Origin of the sequence: Rhodococcus sp. 05-2255-1e, assembly GCF_002259025.1 — a bacterium.
Lineage (GTDB): Bacteria > Actinomycetota > Actinomycetes > Mycobacteriales > Mycobacteriaceae > Rhodococcoides > Rhodococcoides fascians.
Window position 1 is genome coordinate 330081 of sequence record NZ_NOZE01000009.1, and the last position, 12684, is coordinate 342764.

General features: G+C 63.1%; 11 protein-coding genes. 10 read left to right on the plus strand and 1 reads right to left on the minus strand.

Translation table 11 applies throughout. The annotated features are described in order from the left end of the window. Positions 1 to 9: 9 nt before the first annotated feature. Positions 10 to 1563 carry an ABC transporter substrate-binding protein gene (locus CH262_RS04875; protein WP_052056924.1) on the minus strand — a complete coding sequence of 518 codons (1554 nt, stop codon included), beginning with the start codon at positions 1561 to 1563 and terminating at the stop codon, positions 10 to 12. Between the two features lie 308 nt (positions 1564 to 1871). Between CH262_RS04875 and CH262_RS04880 the strand changes: the two genes are divergently transcribed. The 10 genes from CH262_RS04880 to CH262_RS04925 all read left to right on the plus strand — a co-directional run bounded on the left by CH262_RS04880 (position 1872) and on the right by CH262_RS04925 (position 12657). Beyond that, entirely contained in the window at positions 1872 to 3044 is a 1173-nt protein-coding gene (locus CH262_RS04880) for an acyl-CoA dehydrogenase family protein (RefSeq protein WP_032385986.1), read from the plus strand. 51 nt (positions 3045 to 3095) lie between these two features. After that, on the plus strand, positions 3096 to 5258 hold the full coding sequence (locus tag CH262_RS04885) for an acetate--CoA ligase family protein (protein ID WP_032385987.1): 2163 nt from the start codon (positions 3096 to 3098) through the stop codon (positions 5256 to 5258). Next, the gene (locus CH262_RS04890; protein ID WP_032385988.1) at positions 5255 to 6184 is read left to right on the plus strand and encodes an SDR family oxidoreductase; all 930 of its coding nucleotides are present in this window, start codon (positions 5255 to 5257) and stop codon (positions 6182 to 6184) included. The genes CH262_RS04885 and CH262_RS04890 overlap by 4 nt, the downstream gene beginning before the upstream one ends. Continuing rightward, positions 6184 to 7029: a MaoC/PaaZ C-terminal domain-containing protein gene (locus tag CH262_RS04895; RefSeq protein WP_032385989.1), complete on the plus strand. Its 846-nt coding sequence runs from the start codon at positions 6184 to 6186 to the stop codon at positions 7027 to 7029. Before CH262_RS04890 ends, CH262_RS04895 begins: the two co-directional genes overlap by 1 nt. Next, a complete protein-coding gene (locus tag CH262_RS04900) occupies positions 7026 to 7835 on the plus strand; it encodes an acyl-CoA thioesterase domain-containing protein (protein ID WP_052056926.1) in 810 nt (269 codons plus the stop codon). The genes CH262_RS04895 and CH262_RS04900 overlap by 4 nt, the downstream gene beginning before the upstream one ends. Before the next feature lie 52 nt (positions 7836 to 7887). Beyond that, complete coding sequence (locus tag CH262_RS04905) at positions 7888 to 8352, plus strand: Zn-ribbon domain-containing OB-fold protein (RefSeq protein ID WP_201010600.1); 465 nt, start codon at positions 7888 to 7890, stop codon at positions 8350 to 8352. Then, on the plus strand, positions 8349 to 9485 hold the full coding sequence (locus CH262_RS04910) for a thiolase C-terminal domain-containing protein (protein ID WP_032386600.1): 1137 nt from the start codon (positions 8349 to 8351) through the stop codon (positions 9483 to 9485). The genes CH262_RS04905 and CH262_RS04910 overlap by 4 nt, the downstream gene beginning before the upstream one ends. A gap of 94 nt (positions 9486 to 9579) precedes the next feature. Continuing rightward, on the plus strand, positions 9580 to 10185 hold the full coding sequence (locus CH262_RS04915; RefSeq protein WP_080731877.1) for a TetR/AcrR family transcriptional regulator: 606 nt from the start codon (positions 9580 to 9582) through the stop codon (positions 10183 to 10185). Positions 10186 to 10327: 142 nt separating this feature from the next. Further along, positions 10328 to 11161, plus strand: a complete 834-nt coding sequence (locus CH262_RS04920; RefSeq protein ID WP_052056929.1) for an MBL fold metallo-hydrolase — start codon at positions 10328 to 10330, stop codon at positions 11159 to 11161. A gap of 68 nt (positions 11162 to 11229) precedes the next feature. Then, the gene (locus tag CH262_RS04925) at positions 11230 to 12657 is read left to right on the plus strand and encodes an MFS transporter (RefSeq protein WP_230591106.1); all 1428 of its coding nucleotides are present in this window, start codon (positions 11230 to 11232) and stop codon (positions 12655 to 12657) included. Positions 12658 to 12684: the final 27 nt, after the last annotated feature.

Consider the following 12684-nt stretch of genomic DNA (forward strand, 5'->3'; position numbering starts at 1 on the left):
GGCGGACAGCTACTTGCTGATGTCGAGGGTTCGTAGGCCGGTTCCACCGGTCTTGTAGAACTCGTAGTTGGCGAGATTCCCCTGCGTAGCGACCGACGCGACGGAGTGGCAGAGAACGATCTGGGCGGGCCCCATGTCGAAGGCCTCGGCGAGCAGATCCGCGTACGCTGCCGAGCGTTGCTCGACGTCGGTGGAGCGGGCTGTTTCGGCGAACAGCTCGGCCATCTCGGGAGTCGAGAGGTTGCCGGGGTTGTCGCCACCCCCGGACATATAGGCGGACTGGACATAAAGGCCGGGGTCGGTTCCGCCGCCGTACTGCCCGACCAGCGCGTCTGCATCGCCGGTGACGAATCGCGCCCTCGCCTGGGTCGCGTCCATCACCTCGATCCGCATGTCGATGCCGACGTCGGCGAGATTCTGTTGAACGACCTGCGCATTGTTCTGGTAGATCGACAGGCTGGGAACGGCTGCGGTGAAGGTGAACCCGTTCGGCAGTCCGGCCTCGGCGAGTAGCTCTCGGGCGCGATCGGGGTCGTAGGACGACCAACCGGAATCGTCCAATTCGTCGCTGTGCGCAAAGTACCCCTCGGGATAAGGCTGAGCCCCGGGGATGCAATCGCCCGAATACAGCACCCTCGATATCGCTTCACGATCGATCGCGAGATTCATCGCTTGGCGCACTTGTTTCTTGGCGAATTCACTCCGTTCGGTGTTCAGAGAAATTCGAGCCATGCTGGTACTTGCGCCGGAGGAGGTGAACACTTGAAGTCCGCCTGCCGCGGCTTCTTCCTTCTGCGGACCCACTACACCGGTCATCGTGGACTCGCCTGCCTGCAGCGAGTTCATGCGAGTAGCCGTATCTAGCTGGATGAGAAAGGTCAGATTGCTGAATCGGTACGCGTCGTCGTCCCAGTAGTCCTGTCGGCGCTCGAAGTAGTACGCGGTTCCTGGGATGGAGCGGGTCATCGTGAATGCTCCGGCACCGACGGGGTTTTGATCGAGGTCCGGGTTGGCCAGTGCGGCCGGCGATACGAGCATTCCCGGACGTGAGGCGAGCAGCGTGGGGAGCGCTCCACCCGGTCCGACCAGATTGAGCCGAACGGTGCGTGAGTCGAGGACGTCCACCGAACCGATCGTCGTGGCGATCTGTCCCCTGATCGTCGATTGCGGGTCGGTCAGGATCCGTTCGAAGTTGGCCTTGACAGCCGGTGCGTCGACAGGAGTGCCATCGGAAAATGTTGCATCCGACCGCATTACGAGCGTGAACGTCTTACTGGACTCGTCGAGTGCCCAGCTCTCGGCGAGCATCGGAATCGGGTTGCCGTCGGTGTCGACGTCGGTGATTCGATCGTAGATGACCGCGAGCAGTGGTAGGTCGTTTTCGGTGACTCCACGATGTGGGTCCAGGCTGCTGGGCACCACGATCTGTCCGTAGACGACTTCGGCGTCGCGATCCAAGGCATTCGGATCGAACGTTTGTTGGTCGATTCCCGCGCAGCCGGTGCCGAGTAGGCAGACGGTGAGAATCGAGACTGCGGCGGTGAACAGCGGCCTGGCCGGCATTGGCCCTCCAATTCGATGCAGCGGACCACGTCCCGGTCGGGCGGCGAAGCCGCAGCGTTCCCAGATCGACTGGGAGGGTGGGCCGTCGAGACTTCGCTGGTGGTCGGTGCCTGTGTGGCAGGCGATTTCTAGAAGGATGTTCTAAAACGTCAGGACTGTCAAGGGTTCGGCCGAATTGGTATGAACCGGACATGGGGGTCTTGACAATCGAGGTGCGCGTCGGTCACGATTTGCTAGATTTCAGTTCTAGAATCGCATTCTGGATGCGCTGCGCGCGTCCTCGTCACCGATCGAAAGGAAGTCAGAACATGGTCGATTTCGCCCTGAACGAAGAAGAGGAATTGATGCGCAAGTCGGTGCGTGCATTCCTGGAGAAGGAAGTTTTCCCCCTGGAGAACGAGGTCCTCAGGAACGAACGTGAGGGCCGACCCGGTTTGCCCGACGGCGAGATCAAAGCATTGCGGGAGAAAGCCAAGAAGTCGGGATTCTGGGGAATCAACACTCCGGAGGAATACGGTGGCGCGAATCTCGGCCCCGTCATGAGCGCAATCATCGCTGCGGAGGCCGGCCGCACTTTCGTACCGTTCTCCTTCGGTGGTTCGGCCGACAACATTCTCTACGGTGCCAACGAGGAGCAGAAGCAGAGATACCTGATCCCGACGATCGCTGGCGAGCGCCGATCGTGCTTCGCCATCACCGAGCCCGGAGCCGGCTCCGACGCCCGCAGCATCAAGACTCGCGCGGTCAAGAACGGGTCGGACTGGGTCATCAACGGTGAGAAAATTTTCATCACCGGGGGTAACGAAGCCGATTTCGTCATGGTCTTCGCGGTGACCGACAAAGAGAAGGGGGCCAACGGCGGCGTCACATGCTTCATCGTCGACCGCGACATGGGGTGGACATCGACTCCTATCCCCACCATGGGTCAGTGGGGTCCTGCTGCGCTGTCGTTCGTCGACGTTCGGGTACCCGAGAGCAATGTTCTCGGCGAGGTCGGCAAGGGTTTCGATCTAGCCATGAGTTGGATCGGTCAAGGGCGGTACATGATTCCGGCCCGTGCGATCGGCTCGGCCGAGCGCTTGCTGGACATGGCGATCGAACACTCCAAGAATCGAGTGTCCATGGGACATCCCATCGCCGAATATCAAGCCATTCAGTGGCAGATCGCGGACTCGCACGTGGAAATCGAATCGAGCAAGTTGCTGACGCTACGGGCGGCGTGGACGGTCGCGCAGGGCGTCGACGCCCGCCACGTCTCCTCGGTCGCCAAGTTGCACGGCAGCATCATGGCCAACAACGTCGTCGACCGTGTGCTGCAGATTCACGGCGGAATGGGCTACACGAAGGAACTCCCGATCGAGCGCTGGTACCGCGAGTTGCGACTACTGCGCATCTTCGAGGGGACCGACGAGATCCAGCGGCGAACCATCGCTCGAAATCTGATCAAGGGATATGTCAATTCCGACGGCTTCGGACACTGACCACAGCCATGCTGGCTCACAACTCGTAGTCACTCGATGACAGGATTCTTCATGACCAAAGCGACAGTTCAGGGCATGGACCTACGCACACTGTTCGAACCCCGATCCATCGCACTGATCGGAGCCACGGACAAGTCACCGTGGTCGCTCAACACCTACCAGAACATCAAGGACTCCGGATTCGGGGGAAGCGTCTACCTCGTCAATCCGACCAGTCCGATCGTGCACGGAGAGAGAACATTCGACTCGATTGCAGGCCTGCCCGAGGTGGTGGACCTGATCTTCGTGATGGTTCCCACCACCGTGGTGCTGCCGACCCTGCGTGCAGCGGTCGAATGCGGCGTTCGGTCCGCGGTCATCCTCACTGCGGGTTTCGGCGAGACCGGCCCCGCCGGGCAGCAGATGGAAGACGAGATCATCGATTTCGCACGATCGAGCGGCTTGACCGTCCTCGGGCCGAACGGAAACGGATTCATCAATGCCGCCGAGAACATCACGCCGTACGGTCTGCCGATAGGTCGACCGCTGATCCAAGGAACGGTCGGCTTCGTACTGCAGAGCGGGGCGTTGGCGAGTTCGGTTCTGCAGTTCGCCCAGTCGCGGAACGTCGGGGTGAGCTTCCTGACCGCCATGGGCAACGAATCCCTGATGTCGGTCACCGACGTCATGAACTACCTGGTCGACGATCCCAACACTTCGGTCATTGCATTGTTCTTGGAGTCCGTCCGTGACCCGGTCGAATTCCGTCGGATTGCTCTGCGCGCCTTGCATGCCGGCAAACCGATCGTCGCTCTGAAGATCGGCCGCAGTGTGCTCGGTGCCCGTGCTGCCCTCGCGCATACGGGGGCTCTGGTGGGTGACAACGCCGTCATCGACGCCGCCTTCGAGCAGATGGGTGTCATCCGGGTCCGCTCGCTCGAGGATCTGATCACCACCGCCGGTCTCATGGCCGGCCTCGGTGGTGGCCTGCCGGGGCCGCGAATGGGGGTGGTTACGCCGTCGGGTGGAGCCTCGGAGATCATCGCCGATCGTGCGGAGGACGAGGGACTGGTGCTGCCAGGGTTCTCGGAGGAGACCACTGCAGCACTCGGTGAGATCGTGCCTGCGTTCGCGACTGTGCAGAACCCACTCGACGTGACCGGTTACGTCGTCATCGACCGCACGTTGATGCGGCGCTCGCTCGCAGTGGTGGCGCGAGATCCCAATGTGGACTTTGCAGTACTGCTTTCGGAACTGCCGCGGGTACAGGCCGCCGACCCGTCGCTGACGCTGACCGCCTATGGCGAGTCCGCCCGCAACATTCGTGAGACCGCCGTACCCACCGTGGTTCTGAGTACCGTGCTGACAGACGTCACCGACTACGGCAGATCGGTCGCCGACGCCACCGAGTTCCCGCACGTGGTCGGTGGAATCGAACACGGTTTGACCGCTCTGGGCAATGCAGTTCGGTGGTCTGCGCTTCGAGGAGCCGCATCCTCGAAGCCGGCCGAGCTCGATCCCTTCGTCGTTCCGGTGGATTTCGAAACCGAGCCGGCCGGCGTATGGACCGAGTACCGGTCTTCGGAATTGCTTTCCCGCAACGGAATACCGATGGTTCCCTCGAGTCCGGTCGGATCGGTGGAACAAGCGCAGGAGTGTGCAGCCGCTTACGGGTATCCGGTGGTCCTCAAGGCGGTCGCCGACGGACTCGGCCACAAGAGCGACATCGGTGGTGTTCGCCTCGACTTACGATCGGCGGAAGATGTGGCCGAGGCCTACAACTCGGTGCTCGCCACACTCGCCGATGCAGGCGCCACCGGGGCTGCGGCGCTGATACAACCGCAGCGGCCGTCGAACGGCCTGGAGATGCTCGTCGGCGTGGTCCGCGATCCGGTGTGGGGCCTGACGTTGGCAGTAGGTCTGGGCGGTGTGTGGGTCGAGGTGTTGGCGGACGCGGCGATCCGGGTGTTGCCGGTCGGCGTGGACGACGTTCGCGATGCGATCGAAAGCCTGCGCGGAATAGCCCTGTTGCGCGGAACCCGAGGGTCCGAACCGGTGGACATCGACGCGCTCGCGACGTGCGTGGCCCAGATCGGCGACGTCGCCTATCGACTGGGGGATCGGCTGCAGGCCTTGGAGATCAATCCGCTGATGGTTCGCGGAAGCGAATGCGAGGCACTCGATGCTCTGATCACGTGGTCGGAGACGGGTAACGAGACGGAGGCAGTGTCATGACGGGAATCTGTGACGGCCGCGTGGTCGTGGTGACCGGAGCCGGCCGCGGGATAGGCCGAGCTCACGCGATCGAGTTCGCGAAGGAGGGCGCGTCGGTGGTGGTGAACGACATCGGTGCAGAGGTGGATGGATCGGGAAGCGCCGAGGGGCCGGCCGGCGAGGTCGTGGAGACGATTCGTGCTGCCGGCGGGCAGGCCCGGGTGGACGGGTCCGATGTCTCCGACGACGACGGCGCACGACGTCTGATCGAGAGCACCATCGAGCACTACGGGGACCTGCACGTACTGGTGAACAACGCCGGGATCCTGCGCGACCGCATGATCACGAACATGACCGTCGCAGAATGGGACGACGTCATCAGAGTGCACCTACGGGGCACCTTCCTGACGCTGCATCACGCCTCGAATCATTGGAAGACGCAACACAAGTCCGGATCCGCGGTGGACGCACGGGTGATCAACACGACGTCGTCGTCGGGGATCTACGGCAATATCGGGCAAGGTAACTACGGTGCAGCCAAGGCGGGTATCGCAAGCCTGTCCATCATCGCATCGATGGAGTTGGCGAGGTACGGCGTGACGGTCAACGCCGTCGCTCCGGCCGCGCTGACCCGAATGACCGAGAATTTGAACGGCAACCTTTCGCGCTCTGCTCCTGAGCCGGGGGAGTTCGATGCGGCTGCACCGGAGAACATCTCACCACTCGTGGTGTGGCTGGGAAGTGAGCAGTCGCGAAGCATCACCGGGCGAGTGTTCAACGTGCGGGGAGGATTGATCAGTGTTGCCGAGGGCTGGAAGTCCGGTCCCGAGATGGACAAAGGTGCCAAATGGGCACCGGGTGAGCTCGGTGAGGTGATTCCCCGCCTGGTGTCGGAGGCGGCGGACAACGCCGCCATGAACGGGCGCGTCCCCGAGCAGGTGCCCTGATGACACTCGACCAGGGCGTCATCGGAATACCGAGCCCGCCGACGCGCAAGGCCTGGACGTCGAAAGACGCGCTCCTGTATGCGGTCGGGGTGGGAGCCGGTCAGGACTCGGCGCTGGACGAATCGGCATTCACGACCGAGAACTCCTCCGGCATCGAGCAATCGGTGCTCCCGACCTTCGCGGTGTTGGCCACTCAGGCCCCGTCGGGCCGCACACTCGGTGATTTCGACCCGGCCAAGCTGGTCCACGCCGAACAGGCCTTCGAGCTCTTCGGAACCCTTCCGGTGGAGGGCTGTGTCGACGTCACGTCCACCGTGACTGCGATCGAGGACAAGGGATCGGGGGCTCTGGTGGTCAGTGGCGCCGAGGCTCGCGACGCGGAAACCGGTGCGGTCCTGGCGACATCTCGTTCCTCGGTGTTCATCACCGGGGAGGGTGGCAGTGGCCGTCGGGGATCGTCGACTTCTGCGGCTCCGATGCCCGAGAGAACGCCCGACTCGCAGGTCACGTACTCCACCCGCCCGGAACAGGCTCTGCTCTATCGGCTTTCGGGCGACAGGAACCCGTTGCACTCCGATCCGAAGTTCGCCGCGCGGGCGGGTTTCGCGCGGCCGATCCTGCACGGACTCTGTACATACGGTGTCACCGGTCGGGCATTGCTGCACGAACTGTGCGGCTCGGATCCCACGCGACTTCGGTCGATGGCTGGGCGCTTCACCCACCCCGTGTACCCAGGTCAGAACGTGACAGTCTCCCTGTGGGACACCGCGGACGGGATCCGTTTCCGAACCGCACTCGACGACGGCACGACGGTGATCGACCGGGGAACGGTGGAAATCCGATGATCGACACAACGGCACAGGCCGACAGGGCAGTGTCGACCCGATCCGAATCCTCCTCGTCGGGTGCAGCATTCTTCGAGTCCGTCGACGGCGTGTTCGTCCCGCGCGCTCATGCTCGCAGTCCATGGTCCGAGGATCTCGTTCACGGTCGGCTGGTCTCGGGTTTGATGGCCCACGAGGTCGAACGACGGCACCTGGGGGCCGATCTGCATCCGGCGCGGATGACGACCGATCTGTTCCGGCCGATCCCCATGTCTCCGTTGACGATCGACACGGTCGTCCGCCGCGAGGGCAAGCGGTTGATCGTGGTCGAGGTGACCGTGAGCTCCGGCGATGTCCCGGTCGCGTTGGCGACGGTGCAGATTCTGCGGTCCGGTCCGCCCGGTCCCGACGTCGTATGGGTACCCGAGTACTACACCGCCCCCTCCCCTGAGGTGGTCGGTCCGCCGACTCGGGTGGCTCCACGACATTTCGGGGAGGTACGTCGCGTCGACGAGTCGGTCGACGGCCGTCGCTTCTCCTGGTTCCGCGAGACGTGCGAGCTGCTGGAGGGCCGGCGGGACACCCCGTTCGGGACGTTGGCGGCTGCGGCGGACTGGGTCAGTCCCTTCACCAACATGGGCGCGGATCGATTGGCGTACATCAACGCTGACGTGACCCTCTACTGCAGCCGTCTTCCGGTGGGGCCGTGGATCGGTTTCGAGAACCTCGACCACGTACAGAGCGGCGGAGTGGCGGTGTCGGTATGCGCCTTGCACGACACTGTCGGTCGCATCGGGACGGCCGCGTCCGCGGCGTTGCCCTATTGAGCACATCGACTGCACAACAGAAGAATTCGACGACAGAATCGAGCGACCGATTATGACCGGAACGATCGAAGAACTCCGTGGCAAGGCCGAGGCGGTCAGGAAGCCACGTGCGAAAATGGCACCGTCGCCGACCCCCGAGACACGACCGTACTGGGATGCGGCAGCGGAGGGGCGTTTGTCCGTCCAGCGCTGCCAGGCGTGCTCCCATGTGTACTTCTATCCGAGAGACTTCTGCCCGGCGTGCAGTTCGGACCTGGTGGAGTGGATCAAGTGCTCGGGACGTGCGACCTTGTACTCCTACGTGATCGAACATCGGCCCGGGCCCGGCTTCGAGAACGACGGTCCGTATGTCGTTGCCGTAGTACAGCTCGAGGAGGGGCCGCGCATGATGACCAATATCGTCGGCGTGGAACCGCTCCCGGAGAATCTGCCGCTGGACATGGAGCTGAGTGTGCAGTTCGAGCCACGCGGTGAGATGTGGGTCCCCGTGTTCGCACCGACCGGAGCGTCGGCATGAGCGGCGGGGTGGTCATCGTCGGGGCAGCAGAAACCGACGAGATCGGAACGCTCCCGAATCATTCGACGATGAGGCTGCACACCGAAGCTGCACGTAATGCGCTACGGGACTGCGGAATCGACAAGAGTGAGGTCGACGGTATCGCCGGCGTGTCGATGCCGGGGCCGATCTCGGTGGCACACAGCCTGGGGATCGAACCACGCTGGATGGACACCACCAGCGTCGGAGGAACGTCGTTCCTCACTCATGTTCGACACGCCGTGGCGGCGATCGAAGCAGGGCATTGCTCCGTCGTACTGATCACCCACGGTGAATCCGGTCGATCTCAGGTCGGTGCGCCTCGCTACACGCCCGATCCGGCCTCGGTCGTCGGCCAGTTCGAGGCTCCCTACGGCGTGACCGGGCCGCCGAGCAGATTCACCCTCCCGTTCCTGAGGTTCATGAAGGAGACCGGAACCGAGGCGCGCCATCTCGCCGATGTGGCCGTCGCGCAACGGAAGTGGGCTTCACTGAATCCACGGGCCAAGTTTCGTGAACCGATCACGGTCGACGACGTGCAGAACTCGCCGGTCATAGCCTGGCCGTTTCATCTTCTCGAATGCTGTCTGGTCACCGATGGTGGTGGAGCTCTGGTGCTGACCACACGAGAACGGGCGAAGGATCTCGACGTTCCGGCGGTTCGTGTGCTGGGGACCGGTGAGGGTTATGAGTCGTCGGGTATCTCGATGATGGAGGACTTCACCACCTTCAAAGGATTCAAGAATTCGGGTGCCGACGCGTTTCGGGCGGCACAGATGACGCCTGCCGATATCGACCATCTGATGATCTACGACGCGTTCGCGCATCTGCCGTTGTACGGACTCGAGGATCTGGGCTTCGTAGGCAGGGGGGAGTCGGGCGAGTTCGTCCGTTCGGGTCACACAGCTCCCGGTGGTTCGCTGCCGATGAACACCAACGGCGGTGGCTTGTCGTACACCCACACAGGGATGTACGGCATGTTCGCCATCATGGAATCGGTCCGTCAACTACGAGGAACGGCTCCGGCACAGGTGGACGGCGTGCAGACCAGCTTGGTGCAGGGCAACGGTGGAATGTTCGCGGCAGGCTCGACTCTGATCCTCGCTGCAGCCTGAGGTCGGTGGGTGGATTCGGCTTGACCAGCTGCCAATTCTAGAATTACGCTTTACCCCTCGGGTGGGGCGAAAGCGAAGAGGATTGGTGGGGATCATGACCGAACGGGCCGGTTCGACGACGTGGCAGTGGAGCAAGACCGGCGAGACCCAGCGCAAGCTCCTCGACGCGGCTCAAGAGGTGTTCGCGGAGTCGGGTTTCGTCAACGCGAGCATCTCCGACATCGTCGAGCGGGCCGGATCGAGCACGGGCAGTCTGTACCACCATTTCGGCGGCAAATCCGAGCTGTTCACCGCGTTGTGGGATCGTCACAACACGGCACACCTCGAACAGGTCAGGGCGTCGGTCATCGCCGAGCGCCGGGGCGGCACCACCGATCCGCTCGACCTGTTCTGTGTCGGCGCACGTGCGTTCCTCAACGGAAGTTGGCAGCGCCGCGAAGTCGCTCTCGTTTTTGTGGACAACGACGGGCCGCCTGGTTTCGAGAAGCTGCGCAGGGAGAATCGCATCGAATGGATCAGGCAGAACTCGGCGCTGCTCGGCCCGGGTGACGACAGTGCGCAGCGAATCACCGTCGGGGTGCTGACCGACATCATCGTCGAATCGTCGCGCGAGGTCATTCTGAACTGCCGGACGAAGAAGCAGGCAGGTGTGGTCGCCGACATCATGTGCGACCTGATTCGGAAGATCGCTTCCGACTAGGCCTCGACCTCTCGGCCCGGTGTGCAATTTTGTTGCGCACCGGGCTTTTTGGCTTTCCCGGCTCGAACGTCGTGCCGTTTCGTACCTACCTCGGGTCAATTAGAGAGTACGATTCTAGAAGTTGCTTCTAGGGAGGGCGTGTATGTCTGGATCGAGAGAGGCGATACCTCTACCCGGTGTCGCCGTTCGGGTTGCACCTCGTGTCGAGCGACTACTGGCTCCCAATGCCGGGGCGTGGACGTTCGAGGGCACCAATACGTGGTTGATCGGTGCTCCCGATGCCTCGCAGTGCGCGGTGATCGATCCGGGGCCGGCAGATGCCGGACACCTGGAGTCGATCCTGGCCGCTGCCGGCCGTCGGACAGTGACGGAAATCGTACTGACGCACGGACACAACGACCACGCCGATGGGGCGCATGCGCTGGCCGAACGTACGAAGGCACCGGTGCTTGCGCAGCGTGCGGTATTCGGGCGAACCCCGATCGAGCACCTGCAACGAATGGTGTTGGCAGGGCACGTGACGGCTCGAATTCTGGGTACGCCCGGGCACACTCGAGATTCGGTGTGCGTGAGTTTGCCGGACGACGACGCCGTGTTGACCGGTGACACCCTGCTCGGCGGCGGCTCACCGGTCGTCCACCCGGCGTTGCTGGCGGACATGATCGAGAGCCTGCGCATGTTGGCGGAGGTCGGTCACGGGGGATCGACAGTCGGATTGCCGGGGCACGGGCCGGTGATCGCTGATGTGGAGGCCGCGGCGCTGTATCGAGTTGCCGCACGAAGACGACGCATCGAACAGGTTGCAGCTCTTCGAAATTCGGGAACGACGGAGGTCGAGGATCTGGTGGGCGTCATGTATCGGCACATCGAGGATCCAGACGTGTTGAAAGCTGCACACTCATCCGTCGAGTCGATGGTGGTCTTTCTCGAGTCGGGCTTCGGTTCGCCCACAACGAATTCGGGGCGCAGACAATGACGGCTCGGCCCGACACCGAATGCACGGCACCGCGGCGGAAGGTGGAACCCCGATCCGAGCGTCAGGTCATGCACGATGCGTGGAGAACGCTGTCGGTGGTTGCGTTCGCCAGCATGGTGTCGGGGATGTCCGGGAGCGCCCTCAACGTTGCTCTGCCGACGGTCGTTCGCCACTTCGACGCCAGCAGTGTGGCCGCCAGCTGGATCCTGCTCGCGTACCTGCTGACCAATACCGTGCTTCTGGTTGCGTTCGGACGGATGGCCGACATGTTCGGCCGTCGAACCATGTATCTCACCGGTCTCGGCCTGTACACCACCGGCAGCATATTGTGCGGTCTCGCCCCGAATGCGTGGTGGCTCGTCGCTTTTCGCGTGTTGCAGGCGGCGGGGGGTGCCATGTTGCTCACCAATAGTGCGGCACTGGTGACCGCAGCGTTTCCCCGTCACAGACTCGGGGAAGGGATGGGCATCTATCTGGCGTCGTTCTCCATCGCGCAGCTGTGCGGGCCTACCTTGGGTGGCTTGATCGCGCAGCAAGCCGGGTGGCGCTGGGTGTTCTGGTTCAACGTTCCGATCGGGATTCTCTGTCTCATCTGGGGTGCCATCGCGCTGAAGTCTCCGCCCCGTGGTGGTGCGAAAGGCTATTCGCTCGACTTGCGAGGCAACGCAATGATTCTCGTGGCGTTGACCAGTGGTCTGGCCGCACTGTCGCAAGCCACGTCACTGGGCTGGTCGCACCCACTCGTGGTCGGCGGTCTGGCGGTGGCAGTCGTGGTGGTCCCGCTGTTTCTGTGGTTCGAGCGGCGTGTGCCCGACCCACTCATCGACGTCGCTTTGTTTAAACACTGGCCGTTCGGATTCGGCCTCCTGGCGTCCTTCATGAACTCGATTTCACAGAGCGGGATCGTGCTTCTGTTCGCTCTTTACTTCCAAGCAGTCTCGGGAGTCAGCCCACTCGAAGCAGGGCTGATGGTGCTGCCTGTCGCCGTCGCAGCGCTTGTCGCCTCGCTCGGATCCGGGCCGTTGCAGCGCAAGATCTCTGCGTCGTCGCTGTCCGTCGCCGGCAATGTTCTGACCGTGGTCGCTCTGTTGATTCTTCTGGTGTCGACAACGGGACGGATGCACGCGGCGGTCGTCCTCACCGGGCTGGCGCTCGCAGGATTCGGTTCCGGGTTGTTCATGCCATCCAATGCGACGGCCTTGATGCGTGATCTCCCCGACGAACGTCTCGGCATCGCCAACGCCATGCGCCTGCTTCTGCAGACCAGCGGATTCGTCGTCGGGACAGCCGTGATTCTGTCGGTCGTGACCAGCGCAATGCCCCTGGAACTGCGCAAGTACGTGTTCGCGGGAACGGTCAGTGACGTGTCGGAGGCCGCGGTGGATCAGCTGCTGACCGGATACGGCCGCACCCTCGGCGCGATGATCGTCATCGCATCTCTCACCGTGGTCGTGTCCATCGCAGCCAGGCACTCCAGAACTGCCGAGCAGCGGTGAGCCGCGGACGCGAAAAGCCGCCCACTC

What these genes read in the sequence shown, in the direction of transcription:
- CH262_RS04900 (WP_052056926.1), top strand. Translation starts at nt 7,026, where the DNA reads ATGATCGACACAACGGCACAGGCCGACAGGGCAGTGTCGACCCGATCC.
- CH262_RS04885 (WP_032385987.1), top strand. Translation starts at nt 3,096, where the DNA reads ATGACCAAAGCGACAGTTCAGGGCATGGACCTACGCACACTGTTCGAA.
- CH262_RS04915 (WP_080731877.1), top strand. Translation starts at nt 9,580, where the DNA reads ATGACCGAACGGGCCGGTTCGACGACGTGGCAGTGGAGCAAGACCGGC.
- CH262_RS04920 (WP_052056929.1), top strand. Translation starts at nt 10,328, where the DNA reads ATGTCTGGATCGAGAGAGGCGATACCTCTACCCGGTGTCGCCGTTCGG.
- CH262_RS04910 (WP_032386600.1), top strand. Translation starts at nt 8,349, where the DNA reads ATGAGCGGCGGGGTGGTCATCGTCGGGGCAGCAGAAACCGACGAGATC.
- CH262_RS04895 (WP_032385989.1), top strand. Translation starts at nt 6,184, where the DNA reads ATGACACTCGACCAGGGCGTCATCGGAATACCGAGCCCGCCGACGCGC.
- CH262_RS04875 (WP_052056924.1), bottom strand. Translation starts at nt 1,563, where the DNA reads ATGCCGGCCAGGCCGCTGTTCACCGCCGCAGTCTCGATTCTCACCGTC.
- CH262_RS04905 (WP_201010600.1), top strand. Translation starts at nt 7,888, where the DNA reads ATGACCGGAACGATCGAAGAACTCCGTGGCAAGGCCGAGGCGGTCAGG.
- CH262_RS04880 (WP_032385986.1), top strand. Translation starts at nt 1,872, where the DNA reads ATGGTCGATTTCGCCCTGAACGAAGAAGAGGAATTGATGCGCAAGTCG.
- CH262_RS04925 (WP_230591106.1), top strand. Translation starts at nt 11,230, where the DNA reads ATGCACGATGCGTGGAGAACGCTGTCGGTGGTTGCGTTCGCCAGCATG.
- CH262_RS04890 (WP_032385988.1), top strand. Translation starts at nt 5,255, where the DNA reads ATGACGGGAATCTGTGACGGCCGCGTGGTCGTGGTGACCGGAGCCGGC.